Source organism: Caballeronia sp. SL1002 (assembly GCF_057814995.1).
The window spans coordinates 1,484,198-1,501,344 of the sequence record NZ_JBYMUW010000002.1; the positions used below are offsets into that span (position 1 = coordinate 1,484,198).

The 17,147-nt window shown below is 64.1% G+C and carries 11 protein-coding genes; 4 read left to right on the plus strand and 7 right to left on the minus strand.

From position 1 onward, the window contains the following. Positions 1-15: 15 nt before the first annotated feature. The 3 genes from pyrH to rpsB form a co-directional block, all read right to left on the minus strand. Positions 16-729, minus strand: a complete 714-nt coding sequence (gene pyrH, locus AC3D25_RS09505; RefSeq protein WP_488888163.1) for a UMP kinase — start codon at positions 727-729, stop codon at positions 16-18. A 262-nt stretch (positions 730-991) separates the two neighbouring features. Next, positions 992-1,873: a translation elongation factor Ts gene (tsf, locus tag AC3D25_RS09510; protein WP_488889651.1), complete on the minus strand. Its 882-nt coding sequence runs from the start codon at positions 1,871-1,873 to the stop codon at positions 992-994. A gap of 192 nt (positions 1,874-2,065) precedes the next feature. Continuing rightward, positions 2,066-2,818, minus strand: a complete 753-nt coding sequence (gene rpsB / locus AC3D25_RS09515; protein ID WP_488888164.1) for a 30S ribosomal protein S2 — start codon at positions 2,816-2,818, stop codon at positions 2,066-2,068. Between the two features lie 499 nt (positions 2,819-3,317). On the opposite strand from rpsB, the gene map reads away from it, so the two are divergent. The 4 genes from map (at position 3,318) to AC3D25_RS09535 (ending at position 9,326) form a co-directional block, all read left to right on the plus strand. Then, positions 3,318-4,127, plus strand: coding sequence for a type I methionyl aminopeptidase (gene map / locus AC3D25_RS09520; RefSeq protein WP_488888165.1), 810 nt, complete (start codon positions 3,318-3,320; stop codon positions 4,125-4,127). Positions 4,128-4,265: 138 nt separating this feature from the next. After that, positions 4,266-6,854 carry a [protein-PII] uridylyltransferase gene (locus AC3D25_RS09525; RefSeq protein ID WP_488888166.1) on the plus strand — a complete coding sequence of 863 codons (2,589 nt, stop codon included), beginning with the start codon at positions 4,266-4,268 and terminating at the stop codon, positions 6,852-6,854. 6 nt (positions 6,855-6,860) lie between these two features. Further along, the gene (locus AC3D25_RS09530) at positions 6,861-8,900 is read left to right on the plus strand and encodes a pseudouridine synthase (RefSeq protein WP_488888167.1); all 2,040 of its coding nucleotides are present in this window, start codon (positions 6,861-6,863) and stop codon (positions 8,898-8,900) included. A 189-nt stretch (positions 8,901-9,089) separates the two neighbouring features. Next, positions 9,090-9,326: a hypothetical protein gene (locus tag AC3D25_RS09535; protein ID WP_488888168.1), complete on the plus strand. Its 237-nt coding sequence runs from the start codon at positions 9,090-9,092 to the stop codon at positions 9,324-9,326. A 96-nt stretch (positions 9,327-9,422) separates the two neighbouring features. Here the strand turns inward: AC3D25_RS09535 and def are convergent, their stop codons facing one another. The 4 genes from def to smc form a co-directional block, all read right to left on the minus strand. Next, positions 9,423-9,956, minus strand: a complete 534-nt coding sequence (def, locus tag AC3D25_RS09540; protein ID WP_488888169.1) for a peptide deformylase — start codon at positions 9,954-9,956, stop codon at positions 9,423-9,425. Then, positions 9,953-12,031 (minus strand): NAD-dependent DNA ligase LigA, encoded by a 2,079-nt coding sequence (gene ligA, locus AC3D25_RS09545; protein WP_488888170.1) that lies wholly within the window; start codon positions 12,029-12,031, stop codon positions 9,953-9,955. Before ligA ends, def begins: the two co-directional genes overlap by 4 nt. 178 nt (positions 12,032-12,209) lie before the next feature. After that, complete coding sequence (locus tag AC3D25_RS09550; RefSeq protein ID WP_488888171.1) at positions 12,210-13,442, minus strand: cell division protein ZipA C-terminal FtsZ-binding domain-containing protein; 1,233 nt, start codon at positions 13,440-13,442, stop codon at positions 12,210-12,212. A 145-nt stretch (positions 13,443-13,587) separates the two neighbouring features. Continuing rightward, positions 13,588-17,106, minus strand: coding sequence for a chromosome segregation protein SMC (smc, locus tag AC3D25_RS09555; RefSeq protein ID WP_488888172.1), 3,519 nt, complete (start codon positions 17,104-17,106; stop codon positions 13,588-13,590). Positions 17,107-17,147 lie beyond the last annotated feature (41 nt).

Genomic DNA, 17,147 nt, shown 5'->3' on the forward strand with positions numbered 1-17,147 from the left:
CGTCAGCGCGAGATGTTACACGTGGACGAGCGTGCCTTCGTCGTCGCCCTGGACAATGCGCTTGAGCGCGCCCGGCTTGTTGATCGAAAACACGCGGATCGGCAGCTTCTGGTCGCGGCACAGCGCGAAGGCCGTCGCGTCCATCACCTGCAGATTGCGGCCGATCGCTTCGTCGAAGCTGATCGTGCTGTAACGCGTGGCCGTCGGATCTTTCTTCGGATCGGCGGAATAAACGCCGTCCACCTTGGTCGCTTTTAGCACGACTTCGGCGCCGACTTCCGACCCGCGCAATGCGGCGGCGGTGTCGGTGGTGAAGAACGGGTTACCCGTGCCGGCCGCGAAAATGACGACCCGGCCTTCTTCGAGCTGGCGAATCGCGCGCGGGCGGATGTACGGTTCGACGACCTGGTCCATGCGCAGCGCCGACTGCACGCGCGCTTCGATGCCCGCGTGACGCATTGCGTCCTGGAGCGCCAGGGCGTTCATCATCGTGGCGAGCATGCCCATGTAGTCGGCAGTCGCACGGTCCATGCCGGCCGCACCGCCCGCGACACCGCGGAAGATGTTGCCGCCGCCGATCACGACCGCAAGCTGGGTTCCCATGCGCACCACTTCCGCGATGTCTGCCACCATCCTTTCGATTGTCGCGCGATTGATGCCGAAGGCATCGTCGCCCATCAGAGCTTCGCCGGAGAGTTTGAGGAGTACGCGTTTGTAGGCTGTGGGCATATGAGGTTCCGATCGCGCCGAGGGGAGTTGCAACAACGTAGAACTGTAGGGGTGAAACGATATTTACGGCAAGCATGCCATATGGGATAGGTCACGAAGCTAATCAGGGTTAACCCTATATCACTCCACTCTATCCCGGTCTGCGCGCCGCTAGACGCCGGGACGAATGTCCCGTCGCGTTAATCGCCTGATTACTTTTACCGCTTTTTTGATGCGCAAACGGCGCGCCTTTGCAAAAAGGGCGCGCCGTTTACATTGAGACTTAGCCTTGCTTTGCAGCAGCGACTTGCGCGGCGACTTCGGCTGCGAAGTCGTCCTGACGCTTTTCAATGCCTTCGCCGACCACGAACAGTGCGAACTTTTGTACCGACGCGTTCGCTGCCTTCAACATCTGTTCGATCGTCTGCTTGTCGTTCTTAACGAACGTCTGGTCGAGCAGCGAGACTTCCTTCAGATACTTCTGGATGGTGCCTTCCACCATCTTCGCGACGATTTCAGCCGGCTTGCCCGATTCGGCGGCCTTCTGCTCGGCGATGCTGCGTTCCTTCGCGATCAATTCGGCCGGCACTTCCTTCGACGACAACGAAACCGGCTTCATCGCGGCGACGTGCATCGCGACATCCTTGCCGACCTGCTCGTCCGCGCCCGTGAATTCGACCAGCACGCCGATACGCGTGCCGTGCAGGTACGAAGCCAGCTTGTTGCTGGTTTCGAAGCGCACGAAACGGCGGATCGAGACGTTTTCGCCGATCTTGCCGACCAGCGCGAGACGCACTGCGTCGACCGTCGAGCTTTCCAGCGGCAATGCGCCGAGCGCCGCGACATCAGCCGGGTTGTGCTTCGCGACGAGTTCAGCGGCCGTCTTGCCGAATGCCAGGAAGTCGTCGTTCTTCGCGACGAAGTCGGTTTCGCAGTTCAGTTCGACCAGCGCGCCCACACCGCCTTCGATATGCGTCGTCACGATGCCTTCAGCCGTCACGCGCGATGCCGCCTTGCTCGCCTTGTTGCCGAGCTTCACGCGCAGCAGTTCTTCGGCACGGTCCATGTCGCCTTCGGCTTCCGTCAGCGCCTTTTTGCATTCCATCATCGGCGCGTCGGTCTTTGCGCGCAGTTCTGCCACCATGCTTGCGGTAATTGCCGCCATCATTCGCTCCTTGAGTCTGTGTTTTCACACGCGCCGACGGCATTCGGGAGAACGCCGCGGCAAGAATTGGGTTGATCGGCGTGCCGGAATCCGCACGCCGGCGATATCGGATACCGCCTGATATCGCCAAACCGGGCTTAAAAAAAAGGGGCCTTTCGCAAAGCCCCCTTTTTTGCCGGACGAGAGGGCTTATTACGCCTCTGCGTTGACCTCGACGAACTCGTCGCCTTCGCCGCCACGCGCAGCTTGCACGACTTCGTTCACCGCGCTAGCACGGCCTTCCAGGATCGCGTCGGCCACGCCTTGCGTGTACAGCGCGACAGCCTTGCTGGCGTCGTCGTTACCCGGGATGACGTAGTCGATGCCTTCCGGCGAGTGGTTCGTGTCGACCACGGCGATAACCGGAATACCAAGCTTCTTGGCTTCGGTCACGGCAATCTTGTGGTAGCCGACGTCCACGACGAAGATCGCGTCCGGAATGCCGCCCATGTCTTTCACGCCGCCGATCGACTTGACCAGCTTCGTCATTTCGCGTTCGAACAAGAGCGCTTCTTTCTTGCTCATGCGCTCGGTTTCACCCGATTCCAGCGCTGCTTCCATGTCTTTCAGGCGCTTGATCGATACTTTCAGCGTCTTGAAGTTGGTCAGCATGCCGCCGAGCCAGCGTGCGTTCACGAACGGCATGCCAGCGCGCTGCGCTTCTTCAGCCACCGTGTCGCGCGATTGACGCTTCGTGCCGACAAACAGGATCGTGCCGCGATTAGCTGCCAGTTGACGCACGTACTTCAGTGCGTCGTTGTACATCGGCAGCGTCTTTTCGAGGTTGATGATGTGAATCTTGTTGCGATGACCGAAAATGAACGGGGCCATCTTCGGGTTCCAGAAGCGCGTTTGGTGACCGAAGTGGACACCGGCTTCCAGCATTTGACGCATGGTAACTGCCATGAAAATTCTCCGCGAGGGTTGGGTCTTAAGCCGGCTGCCGCATCCGGCGACGCGCTTCTCCACGTTATCCGGGGAAGCCGCGACGCCGGACACCCTGGGTGCGCCGGCTTGCGAGTCAAGTCAGTGAAAGGTCTGGGAGACGTACAGCGCCTTCAAACCTGTTACAGACTTAGCCAAAGAGTATAGCACGGGCATCGATATGCACTCAAGCTGCGCACGTGGCCGAAACTCGCGCCTACGACCGCGCTGGTCAAGCCATGGGCAATTCGTCTACTGAGAAGGTCGGCGCATTCTACCCTTCGTCTCCGCGACGGCGTCTGAGCGCTACCAGCGCATTTGCGCCCGCGCCGCGCCGGCGTTCGCGTTGACGGTCCGGCCGGGTGCGGCGGTGCGTCGAAGGTGCGATAATGCTCGCTTAGGTGCGTCGTCAGGGCTTCCCGGCCCGCACGCCAGTCCATGCGCCATCCGGGCGATCCAGCCCGCTTCTTCGATCCAAGTCATGTCCATTACGCTGAAAAACGAACACGATATCGCGCAGATGCGCGTCGCCTGCCGGCTCGCCAGCGAAGTGCTCGACTTCATTACGCCGCACATCGTCGCAGGCGTGGCTACCGGCGAGCTCGACCGGCTTTGCCACGAATACATGGTGAAGGAACAGGGCACCGTTCCCGCGCCGCTCAATTACCAGCCGCCTGGCTACCCGCCGTATCCGAAAGCGACCTGCATTTCGCTCAACGACGTCATTTGCCACGGCATTCCCGGCGACAAGACGCTGAAAAACGGCGATGCGCTGAATATCGACGTCACGGTCATCAAGAACGGTTATTTCGGCGATACGAGCCGGATGTTCATCGTCGGCGAAGGGTCGATTCTGGCGAAGCGCCTTGTGCAGACCACGTTCGACTGCATGTGGCTCGGCATCGACCAGGTGCGTCCGGGCGCGCGCTTGGGCGATATCGGCCACGCCATCCAGAAGCACGCCGAAGCGCAGGGTTACAGCGTGGTGCGCGAATATTGCGGCCACGGCATCGGCACGGTATTTCACGAAGAGCCGCAGGTGCTGCATTACGGGCGTCCCGGCACGGGACTGGAACTGGAAGCCGGCATGATCTTCACCGTCGAGCCGATGATCAACGCCGGCCGCCGCGATATCCGCACGATGCCCGACCAGTGGACCGTCAAGACGCGCGACCGCAGTCTGTCCGCGCAGTGGGAGCACACGGTGCTGGTCACGCCGACGGGTTACGACGTGCTGACCGTGTCGGCGGGAACGCCCGCGCGTTCGCCGCTGATTTCCGCCACGGCGTGATTCCGGTTCGCGCCGTGCCCCGGCACGGCGCGCGCGCTTCCGCTTCCGCTTCCGCTTTCGCTGTCGCTTTCGCTGTCGCTTTCGCTTTTGCTTGATTTGGCTGCTCCATCCGTTTCAGTTCACTGACCTCGTCCGCCCATGAGCGTAACCGCCGTCGCCCCGCCCTGTGACTCGCTGAAAGCCACCTACAAGTCGGCGAAGGCCGCGCTGCTGGAACGCTTCCAGCGCGCATCCAACGTCGATTCGCCGATGCACGCGCTCGCGCTCGCCACCGACGAGGCGTTGCGCGGCGCGTGGGTCCAGTGCGAGATGCCGGTGTCGGCGGCGCTGGTCGCGGTCGGCGGGTATGGGCGCGGCGAGCTTGCGCCGCATTCCGACGTCGATATTCTCGTATTGCTGCCGGATACCGAGAGCGCGAACGAAAACGCTCACGCGGCGCTCAACGCGCGGATCGAGCGGTTTATCGGGATGGCGTGGGATCTCGGGCTGGAAATCGGCAGCAGCGTGCGTTCGACCTCGCAATGTCTCGACGAAGCGAGCAACGACGTTACCGTGCAGACTTCGCTGCTGGAAGCCCGTCAAATCTGCGGCAACAGCGCCCTTTTCAACGAATTTTCGCGGCGTTATCTGGACGCGCTCGATCCGCGTGCCTTCTTCCAGGCGAAAGTGCTGGAAATGCGCCAGCGTCACGCCAAGTTCCAGGACACGCCGTACAGCCTCGAACCGAATATCAAGGAAAGTCCGGGCGGTTTGCGCGATTTGCAACTGATTCTGTGGATCACGCGCGCCGCCGGATTCGGCAGCAGCTGGCGCGAACTTGACGCGCGCGGCCTGATTTCCGAGCGCGAAGCGCGCGAACTGCGGCGCAATGAGATGTTCCTGAAAACGCTGCGCGCGCGTCTTCATGTGATCGCGAAACGTCGCCAGGACATTCTCGTTTTCGACCTGCAGACGGCGCTCGCCGAGAGTTTCGGCTACAAGGCGACCGCGACCAAGCGCGCCAGCGAACAACTGATGCGGCGTTATTACTGGGCGGCAAAGGCGGTCACGCAACTGGCGACCATCCTGATCCAGAACGTCGAGGCGCAACTTTTCCCGTCGACGAGCGGCATTACGCGCGTGATCTCCGGGCGCTTTGTCGAGAAGCAGGGCATGCTCGAAATCGCACGTGACGATGTGTTCGAGCGCGAGCCGAACGCCATCCTCGAGGCGTTTCTGCTCTACGAACAAACGCGCGGCGTGAAAGGACTTTCGGCGCGCACTTTGCGCGCGCTCTACAACGCGCGCGAAGTCATGGACCGCGAATGGCGGCGCGATCCCGAAAATCGCCGGCTTTTCATGGATATCCTGAAGCAGCCGGAGGGCATCACGCACGCGCTGCGTTTGATGAACCAGACCAGCGTGCTCGGGCGTTATCTGCTGAATTTCCGGCGGATCGTCGGACAGATGCAGCACGATCTGTATCACGTCTATACCGTCGATCAGCACATTCTCATGGTGCTGCGGAATCTGCGCCGGTTCGCGATTGCGGAACTGGCGCACGAATATCCGTTTTGCAGCCAGTTGATGGGCAATTTCGAGCGTCCGTGGGTTCTGTATGTGGCCGCGCTCTTTCACGATATTGCAAAGGGCCGCGGCGGCGACCACTCGACGCTCGGCATGGCCGACGCCCGCCGCTTCTGCCGCGAGCACGACCTCGGCGCGGAGGACAGCGCGTTGGTCGTGTGGCTGGTCGAACAGCATCTGACGATGAGCCAGGTCGCCCAAAAGCAGGACACGAGCGACCCCGACGTCATCAAGCAATTCGCGTCGATGGTCAAGACCGAGCGGCGCCTGACCGCGCTCTATTTGCTGACCGTCGCCGATATTCGCGGCACCAGCCCGAAGGTCTGGAACAACTGGAAAGGCAAGCTGCTGGAAGATCTTTTCCGTGCGACGCGCGCCGTGCTCGGCGGCGCCGCGCCCGATGCAACCTCCGAACTCAAGTCGCGTCAGCACGAAGCGCTGGCGCTGCTGCGGCTCGAAACGGTGCCGGAACACGCGGAACGGGCGCTCTGGGACAAACTCGACGTCGGCTATTTTTTGCGTCACGACGCCGCCGATATCGCATGGCAGACGCGCGTGCTCTACAAGCACGTCGAGAGCGACGCGCCGATCGTGCGCGCGCGGCCGTCGCCTATCGGCGCGGGTTTGCAGGTGCTGGTCTATGTGCAGGACCGGCCGGACCTGTTCGCCGGAATCTGCGCGTACTTCGATAAAAACGGCCTGTCCGTGCTCGATGCGCGCGTGACGACGACCCAGCACGGCTACGCGCTCGACAATTTTCTTGTCGCGCATCCTGACCATGACGGGCATTATCGCGACATTGCGAATCTTGTCGAACAGCAGCTCAGCACGTTGCTCACCGCCGAGCGCATCTTGCCCGAGCCGTCGAAGGGGCGTGTTTCGAGACTAGTCCGCACTTTTCCGATCACCCCGCGCGTGGATTTGCGTCCCGACGAGCGCGGCCAGTACTACATCCTGTCCGTGTCGGCGAACGACCGGCAGGGCCTCCTTTATTCGATCGCGCGGGTCTTGGCCCAACACCGGATCGGCGTCCATGCGGCGCGGATCAACACGCTCGGCGAACGCGTCGAAGACGTGTTTCTGCTCGACGGCCGCGGGCTTTCCAGCAACAAGACCCAGATCCAGGTCGAAACCGAACTGCTGCGCGCGATCGCAGCCTGAGAATTTATGCGCGTCAAACTGACAGCCAAACATCCGCGCCCGGCCACGCCGGCGCGCTCCCCCGTCCGTTCCGGCAGCGCCGCCGGACGGAAACCCGTGCGCGCGGAAATGCCCGCGGGCGAACGGCCGGCGCGCCCGGCAGGCGATAAGCCGGCGGGTAAGGAGCGCCGGCCTTTCAAAGCACGCGATGAGTCAGCGGGTCCGCGTGGGCCGCGTCCGTCGTTCAGCGAGCGTGGAGATCGTGGTCCGCGTCCCTCGTTTGGCGATCGCAACGACCGTGGTCCGCGTCCGTCCCAAGGCGACCGCCCCGCACCGCGTGGTGATCGGCCCACGAGCGACGAACGCCGTCCCTTCAAACCGCGCGACGACGCCGCTGGCCCGCGCGGTCCGCGTCCCTCGTTTAGCGAGCGTGGGGATCGTGGTCCGCGCCCCTCGTTTGGCGATCGCAACGACCGTGGTCCGCGTCCGTCCCAAGGCGACCGCCCCGCACCGCGTGGTGATCGGCCCGCGAGCGACGAACGCCGTCCCTTCAAGCCGCGCGACGATTCCGCTGGCCCGCGCGGCCCGCGTCCGTCGTTTGGCGAGCGTGGAGATCGTGGTCCGCGTCCGTCGTTTGGCGATCGCAACGACCGTGGTCCGCGTCCGCCGCAAGGCGACCGCCCCGCTCCGCGTGGTGATCGGCCCGCGAGCGACGAACGCCGTCCCTTCAAGCCGCGCGACGACTCCGCTGGCCCGCGCGGTCCGCGTCCGTCGTTTGGCGAGCGTGGAGATCGTGGTCCGCGGCCTTCGTTTGGGGATCGTAACGACCGCGGTCCGCGTCCGTCCCAAGGCGACCGCCCCGCACCGCGTGGTGATCGGCCCGCGAGCGACGAACGCCGTCCCTTCAAGCCGCGCGACGACGCCGCTGGCCCGCGCGGTCCGCGTCCCTCGTTTAGCGAGCGTGGAGATCGTGGTCCGCGTCCGTCGTTTGGGGATCGCAACGACCGTGGGCCGCGTCCGTCTCAAGGCGACCGCCCCGCACCGCGTGGTGATCGGCCCGCGAGCGACGAACGCCGTCCCTTCAAGCCGCGCGACGACGCCGCTGGCCCGCGCGGTCCGCGTCCGTCGTTCAGCGAGCGTGGGGATCGTGGGCCGCGTCCTTCGTTTGGCGATCGCAACGACCGTGGTCCGCGTCCGCCGCAAGGCGACCGCAACGATCGCAAACCCGCGCGCGCCAAACCCGCCAAGCCGAGTTCCGCTGCCGACACCAGCACGCCCAGCCGTCCGGCCATCGCGCGCGCCGGCGACGAAGGGCTCGTGCGCCTCTCGAAGGTTATGTCGGAACTCGGCCTCTGCTCGCGTCGCGAAGCCGATGAGTGGATCGAAAAGGGCTGGGTGCTGGTCGATGGCGAAACAATCGATACGCTCGGCACCCGAATCCGTCCGGATCAGAACATCGAAATCCTGCCCGCCGCGCGCAGCGAACAGGCGCGGCTCGTGACGATCCTGATCAACAAGCCGGTCGGCTACGTTTCCGGCCAGGCCGAAGACGGCTATCAGCCCGCCGTCACGCTCATCACGCCAGCAAACCATTGGGCCGACGATCAATCCGGCATCCGTTTCGCGCCCAATCACCTGCGCACGCTCGCGCCGGCGGGCCGTCTGGATATCGATTCGACCGGCCTGCTCGTTTTGACGCAGGACGGCCGTATCGCGAAAACGTTGATCGGCGGCCATTCCGACGTGGACAAGGAATATCTCGTACGCGTTAAGTTTGGCGAGCGCGAGACGGACATCGATCAGCATTTCCCTGCTGAAAGCCTCGCGCTGCTGCGTCACGGTCTGGAACTCGACGACGTTCCGCTCAAAACCGCGCAAGTAAGCTGGCAAAACGGCGAGCAATTGCGCTTCGTGCTTCGCGAAGGCAAAAAGCGCCAGATTCGCCGCATGTGCGAGCTTGTCGGCTTGGAAGTGGTCGGCCTGAAACGGATCCGCATGGGCCATGTGACGCTCGGCGCGCTGCCGCCGGGTCAGTGGCGCTATCTGAGCGCAGACGAAGCGTTCTGATCGTCCGAGCGTCGTATCGATACAACGCTCGGCTCAAAAATCGACGCCCACGGCCCTGTCCGTGGGCGTCGATTTTTTTTGGCCGAATTTTGGCTAAAGAAAATATGACACATGACCGATAGGCAGGTGTACGTGCTTTTTACCGCACCGGTCGCACGTATCTGCGCCAAGCTAACGGGGAAAACCGCCATGTCAGTTGAGATCATTGTTCGCGAAACGAAAACCGGCCTCGAAATCGTCAGTGGACGACGACGCCTCGACGCACTCCTCGCCCTGCGCGATGAAGTTGTGGTGATGAGCCCGGGCGTCGGCGAGGTCGTGATCGCGCGCCTGCCGGACGGACGTCTGCAGGCGTCGGCGAATCCGGAGCATGTCGCGCTGTTCCGCCAAGAGCATCCGAACGGCACGAAAAAGTCGTTCGCCTGAGCGGTTGTCTGAGCCGGAAGGCACGAAAGGCCGCGATGGCGCGGCCTTTCGGTGAGGTTCTAGTGCTTTAAAGCGCCGTCGCGGGCGCGACCCGGATCAGTCGTCCGTGTTGGGATCGAGTCCGGGGAACAGCACCTCGGTGAAGCCGAATTTCGAAAAGTCGGTCAGCCGCATCGGGTACAGCTTGCCGATCAGGTGATCGCACTCGTGCTGCACGACGCGCGCGTGAAAGCCCTCGGCGAGCCGTTCAATCGGCCCGCCGAACTGGTCGAAGCCCTGGTAGCGGATCATCGAATAGCGCTGGACCGCGCCGCGCAAGCCCGGCACGGAAAGACAGCCTTCCCAGCCCTCTTCCATGTCGTGCGAAACCGGCGTGACGATCGGGTTGATCAGCACGGTTTCCGGCACCGACGGCGCATCCGGATAACGCGCGTTCTGCCCGAAACCGAAAATCACCACCTGCAAATCCACGCCGATCTGCGGCGCGGCCAGCCCCGCGCCGTTCGCGTCGCGCATCGTGTCGAACATGTCCTGCACGAGCGCATGCAGCTCGGGTGTATCGAAGTGAGCAACCGGCTCGGCGATACGCAACAGCCGCGGATCGCCCATCTTCAGAATTTCGCGAATCATGGGGTTGTGCCCTCCAGTATCTTGCGCATGCCGTCTTCGTCGAGCACCGGCACGCCGAGTTCCTCGGCTTTCGTGAGCTTGCTGCCCGCGTCCGCGCCCGCCACCACGTAATCGGTTTTCTTCGACACCGAACCCGCCACCTTGGCGCCCGCCGCCTCGAGCATTTCCTTCGCGGTTTCGCGCGAAAGATTGGGCAGCGTACCCGTCAGCACCACGGTTTTGCCCGCGAGCGCGCCCTGCGGCGCTTTCGGCGCGGGCGGTCCCTCGGGCCAGCTTACCTTCAGCCGCAACTGCTCGATCACGAGCTGGTTGTGCGCCTCGCTGAAAAAGTTATGAATCGATTCGGCTACGACCGGCCCGACGTCGTTCACCTCCAGCAATTCCTCGGTGGTGGCGGCGATGATCGGGTCGAGCGAGCCGAAATGCTTCGCGAGATCTTTCGCCGTGGACTCGCCGACGTGACGGATGCCGAGCGCGTACAAGAAGCGCGGCAACGTCGTCGTGCGCGCCTTTTCGAGCGATTCGTACAGGTTCTGCGCCGATTTATCCGCGAAACGGTCCAGCGCAGCCAATTTTGCGACGCCGAGACTGAAAAGGTCTGCGGGCGTGCGCACAATGTTCTGCTCGACCAGTTGATCGATGATCTTTTCGCCCAGCCCGTCGATATCGAGCGCGCGCCGCTGCGCGAAATGCCACAGCGCCTGTTTGCGTTGCGCCGGACAGATCAGCCCGCCCGTGCAGCGCGCGATGATTTCATCGGGCAGCCGCTCGATCGCCGATCCGCACACCGGACACTCGGTCGGCATCACGAATTCGCGGGCATCGTCCGGACGCCGGTCCAGAATTGCGCCGACGACCTCCGGAATCACATCGCCCGCGCGCCGCACGATCACCGTATCGCCGATCCGGATGTCCTTGCGCCGTACTTCGTCTTCGTTGTGCAGCGTTGCGTTCGTGACCGTCGCCCCGCCGACGAACACCGGCGCCAGGCGCGCCACCGGCGTGATCGCGCCCGTCCGGCCGACCTGCACGTCGATCGCGAGCAATTCCGTCAATGCTTCTTGCGCCGGAAACTTGTGCGCCAGCGCAAAACGCGGCGCACGCGAGACGAATCCGAGTTTGTCCTGCTCGTCGCGCGGATTCACCTTGTACACGACGCCGTCGATGTCGTAAGGCAAGCCGTCGCGCTTCTCGCCCGTCTTCCGGAAAAAATCGAGCAAACCCTCGGCGCCCTGCACGACCGCGCGCTCGCCGTTGACCGGCAAACCCATGTCGCGATACCAATCGAGCAGGCCCGAATGCGTCTCCGGCATCTCCGCGCCTTCCAGCATGCCGATACCGTAGGCGAAGAAGGATAGCGGCCGCTGCGCAGTCATTTTCGGGTCGAGTTGCCGGAGGCTGCCCGCGGCCGCGTTGCGCGGATTCGCGAATTCGCGCTGCTCGGCGTCGCGCTGACGGGCGTTCAGCCGGTCGAAGTCGCGCTTGAACATCAGCACTTCGCCGCGCACGTCGATGCGCTTCGGAATGTTCTTGCCCTTCAGTTTCAGCGGGATCGAGCGGATCGTGCGGACGTTTTCCGTAACGTTCTCGCCGGTCGCGCCGTCGCCGCGAGTCGCCGCCTGTACGAAGCGGCCGTCCTCATAGCGTAGCGAAATGGCGAGGCCGTCGAATTTCAGCTCGCACGCGTAATCGACGTCGGCGTGACCGAGCGCATCCGACACGCGTTTGTCGAATGCAAGGATGTCTTCGTCGGCGAAACCGTTGTTCAGCGACAGCATCGGCACGTCGTGCACGACCGGTTCGAAGCCTTGGGCCACCTGGCCCCCGACACGCTGCGTCGGCGATTCGGGCGTGACGAGTTCCGGATGATCGCCTTCGATCCGCTGCAACTCTTTGAAGAGCGTGTCGTATTCGGCGTCCGGCAGATCCGGCTGGTCGAGCACGTAGTAAGCGTAGTTCGCGCGCTCCAGTTCCGAGCGCAACCAGGCCGCGCGCTCGGCCGGCCGATCTGCACTCGGCACCGGCGCGGCGGACGTGGCAATGGCGGCAGCTTCAGCTTTGGATTTGGCGGACATGCGTGGTCGGGAAAGACGTTGAATAAGGGCGTCGGACTAAGAGCAATCCGGTCGTTCGATTGTCTCAGAAAGACCGGCAAATCGTAGCATCGCGCGATCGGATGCGGCATCGGCCGAATGGACGATGCCGCTGCGCCGCGTTTTACGGCATGCTGGTCGAACGTAGCGCGGGGCGCGCTTACTGGCTGAAGAGCCGCCGCGTCGCGGGCGATCCCGCCGGAATGCCGGCCTGTTCGAGCTTGGCGTAAAGCGTCATCAACTGCTTTTCGATCGCGAGCAGCGCGGACTCCGGCAGCGGCCGCCGCTGGTCGTCCACGACGCGCGCGCCGATCCGCTCGGACAGCGATTTTGCGTAGTCGCACATCAGGCGGAACGGCAGGATGTCTTCGTCGGCGACCGGCACGTCGAGCACGAGCGTGATCATCTGGCCGCCCTTGTAGGTCAGGTCGTCGCGCAGGAAGTTGGTGTCGCCGAACTGAAGCATGAAGACCGGGTTCTGGCGCGCGTCCAGCTTGACGAAGCGGGTGCCGTCGCGCGAGAGCAGCAGGCCGTCCTGCGAGGCCACGGCCTGCACGTAGTTCGCCGACCACGGTGCGCCGTCGGAGAGGATGTTGATCGACAGCTGGGCGTCGCACTGGGCCGCGAACGCGTCGAGTTCGCGCGCCATGCCGACGGTTTCCAGCATGTCGGGAAATTCCGGCGCGCCGTCGATGGCGTCGGCGAAACGCTGCGTGCCCGTCACGAACTCCGAAAATTCGAGTTCGTTCAGCGGCCCGCTACGGTTTGCGAGCTGAGCGGCGGCGCGCAGTTCCTCGTAGCGCGCGCCGTTCTTGAGCAGTTCCCAGGTGGTTTCGCCTTCCGGCTTGCCTTCGATATTCACGGGCTTGCTGCCCGCGCGGCGCAATTTCTGCGCGAACGGGATCAGCTTGTCGCCGGCAAGCGGCGCGTTGAGCCGGATCGGCACGATGCAGTCGATCCGCCCGTCGACGATCGCGGGCGGCGCCGACGAAATGGTCGTCGCGGCCGGCAGAACGGGTTCTTGCGCATCTTCTTCGGCGATCGCGTCGCCATTCACCGAGGTCGCTTCCGCCTGAATATCGACGGCGGTGTCGGCGGGCGCCACGCCCGGCATCGGCGCACCACCGAAACTCGGCTCGACCCGCGACTCGGCCGACTGGCCCTCGCTGTCGGCCTCGCTCATGGCCGGCTCGCGGCGGGTGGTCGGACGCACCGGCTCGATAAACGGATGCTCCTCGTCGGCGTCCTGACGCGCGAGCGTGTCGGCCGCCTCGTCGGGCATCGGGCGCGGCATCCGGCGGCGCACCTTGGCGCCTTGCCACGCGTTGTACACCACGACGCCGCCCACCACCACGGCGCCCGCTCCGATCAAACCGAGTGTCAACTCGTCCATGCACGCTCCATCATTCTTTTAGTTGCAAGTGCGCCGCGCGATCAGCCGGAAACACGACATACGTGCCCGGCTCCGCGACAAAGGCGCGTCAGGACCGGCCGGCCGGCCGATCCACGTTCGTTTTCATGCGGGCCGCGATTGCGCCCTAGCTCGCATTCTGGGCGAAACCGGCGGCGGATTCCATGTCCACGGCCACAATCCGCGATACACCCTGTTCCTGCATCGTCACACCGATCAGCTGCTGCGCCATCTCCATTGCAATCTTGTTGTGCGAGATGAAAAGGAACTGTGTCTTTTCCGACATAGCCCGCACGAGATTGGCGAAACGCTCGGTATTGGCGTCGTCGAGTGGCGCGTCCACTTCGTCCAGCAAGCAGAACGGGGCCGGATTCAACTGGAACATCGCGAACACGAGCGCGGTGGCCGTCAGCGCCTTCTCGCCGCCCGACAGCAGATGAATGGTCGAATTCTTTTTGCCCGGCGGCTGCGCCATCACCTGCACGCCGGAGTCGAGAATTTCGTCGCCGGTCATGATGAGCTTCGCCTGCCCGCCGCCGAACAGACGCGGGAACAGTTCGCCGAAATGATGGTTCACCTCGTCGAAGGTGCCTTGCAGCAAAGCGCGCGTTTCCTGGTCGATCTTGTGGATCGCGTCTTCCAGCGTGCCGATGGCGCTGTTCAGATCGGCCGATTGCGCGTCGAGGAACAGCTTGCGCTCGCTGGCGGTCGCGAGTTCGTCGAGCGCCGCCATGTTCACGGGACCGAGCGCCGCAATCGCGTTGTTCAGCCGCGTCACTTCGCCCTGCAAATAGGACGGCTTCAGATCCGGCGTGAGTTTCGCCTGCAATTCGGCTTCGTCGACACCCGCCGCCTGCAACTGCTCGACGAACTGCTCGCCGCTGATGCGCGCGGCCTGCTCCTTCAACTGCAACTCGTTGATGCGGTCGCGCAGCGGCTGCAGCGAACGTTCCGCCATCAGCCGCATTTCGTCGCACTGACGCAGACGCGCGGTGAGATCGTCGAGTTCGATCCGCGCCGACTGCAGCGCCTCTTCCCGCGCGCTGCGCACTTCAAGCGCGTCCTGCAAGCCGGTATGCGCCGTCTGCTCGTTGATGGTTTCGAGTTCGGCGCGCGCGTCTTCCAGCGCACCCGCGACGCGTTCGCTCTGGTCCTGCGCCGTCTCGATATTGCGCTTGTATTCCTCGATCTTCGCCGCCAGCCCGCGCACCGCGAAACTCGCGTCGGTGGCCGCGCGTTCGAGATCGCGCGCTTCCTGGCGCGCGGCCGTGAGCGATTCGTCGAGTGCCTCGAAGGCAAGTTGGTGATCTTCGAAACGCGCCTGCAATTCGGCGAGTTCGCCGTCGTGGCGCTCGAAATTCGCCTCCGACTCCGCCCGCAACGCGCGCTGTTCCTCGATCTGCGCAGTGATTTCTTCGAGTTCCTCGCGAATCTGCGTGCTGCGCTGCGTGTAGCGCTCGTGCGCCTGCGCGAGCTTGAGCACGTCCATTTGCAGCGCGTGAACGCGCTGGGTCGCGCGCTCGGCGGCGGCGCGGGCGTCGGCGAGCGCGTGCGCGCCCTGCGTGTGCGCGGCTTCGGCGCGCACGGCGGCGGCCTTGGCTTCATCGGCGAGGAGCGCCTGTGCGCGCACCTGCCGCGTCAGATTCTCGATTTCCTGCTGGCGCGCGAGCATGCCGGCCTGTTCGGAATCGGCGGCGTATAACTGCACGCCAACCCGCGTCACGACATGACCGGCCTTGACGACAAACGCCGCGCCATCGGCCAGTTGCGCACGCGCGGCGAGCGCCTGTGCGAGGTCGTCGGCGACGTACACCGCGCCGAGCCAGTCGTTCAGCACGGCACGCAGGCCCGGATCGTCGATCCGCACCAGCGACAGCAGCGTCCGCAAGCCCGCTGCGGATTCCGCCCGACGGCCGGCGGCCGGCGGCGCGTAGAACGCGAGTTTTGCGGGCGGCGCGTCGGTGGCGAACGCCTTGACCCAATCCAGATTCGATACTTCCAGCGCGGCGAGCCGCTCGCGCAGCACAGCTTCGAGCGCCGTTTCCCAACCCGCTTCGACGTGCAGCTTCTTCCAGAGACGCGGCAAGCCGCCCAGTTCGTGCTTATCGAGCCACGGCTGGATCTTGCCCTCGGTCTGCACGTTCTCCTGCAACTGCTTCAACGCGGCAAGCCGCGCTTCCAGTTGATGAATCTGCGCGCTTTCCGCCTGCACGCGCTCCTGCGCGGCGCGGCGTTCGCCGTCGAGACGCGGTACGCTTTCCTGTGCATCCGCGAGACGCGCCTGCGCCTCGCCAAGAATTTCCTCGTGCTCGGCGAGTTGCATCCGCATTTCTTCGAGCTGCGCCTCGTCGGGCGCGTCGAGCCCGCCCGCCTCGGTTTTCAAACGTTCGTGGCGCTGCTGCAGTTGCTGCAATTGCTGGTCGGCATTGCGCTGATGCGCGGCTTCCAACTTGAGCGCCTGCTCGGTCTGCGCGATCCCGCCGCGCTCCTCGTTCAACTGTGTTTGCGCATCGCGGAAACGCGCTTCGAGCGCGGGCAGTTCGTCCTGCTTCGCCGCCGCGGTTTCCTCTGCAACGGCGGCTTTTTCCTCGCCGATCGCGAGCGCTTCCTGAGCGTCCTCGATCTCGCCGCGCGCCTTTTCGGCCTGCATCTGCCACTGGTCGCGCTGCGCGCTCAACGCGGCGATTTGCGCCTGCACGCGGTTGCGCGATTCGACGATGAACTTGATCTCCGCTTCGAGCCGGCTCACCTCGGCATTCGCTTCATACAGCGAACCTTGCGCGCCCTGCATCGCGTCGCTCGCGCTGTAGTGCGCGACGCGCAGCGTTTCCAGTTGCGCTTCGACCTCGCGCAAGCGAGCCGTCTGCGCTTCCAGTTCGACCTGCGCCTCGCCGATCGCCCGTTGCTGGCGCTCGGACTCGCTGCCCGCCTCGTTCTTGCGCAGAAGCCACAGCAAGCGCTGCTTTTCCTCGCCATCGGCTTGCAACTGCTTGTATTTGGTCGCAACCACCGCCTGCGCTTCGAGCTTTTCGAGATTCGCGCTCAACTCGCGGACGATATCCTCGACCCGCGTCAGGTTCTCGCGCGTGTCGTGAAGACGATTCTCGGTCTCGCGGCGGCGTTCCTTGTATTTCGAGACGCCCGCGGCTTCTTCGAGGAACACGCGCAGTTCTTCCGGCTTCGCCTCGATGATCCGCGCGATCATGCCCTGCCCGATGATCGCGTAGGCGCGCGGCCCAAGGCCCGTGCCGAGGAAGATGTCCTGGATGTCGCGGCGGCGTGCCGGCAGATTGTTGATGTAGTAGCTGGAGGTGCCGTCGCGCGTGAGCACGCGCTTCACGGCGATCTCGGCGTAGGTGCTCCACTGGCCGGCGGCGCGTCCGTCGGCGTTGTCGAAGATCAGTTCGACGCTGGCCCGGCTGCCGGGCTTGCGCGCGGTCGAGCCGTTGAAGATCACGTCCTGCATCGATTCGCCGCGCAGCTCGGAAGCGCGCGACTCGCCGAGCACCCAGCGCACGGCGTCGATGATGTTGGATTTACCACAGCCATTCGGTCCGACGACGCCAACGAGTTGGCCCGGAACCTGGAAATGCGTGGGATCGACGAAGGACTTGAAGCCAGCGAGTTTTATCGAGGTCAGACGCACGGCGATATCGCTGTCGGAAAAGGTTTCTGCGTATTCTCGGA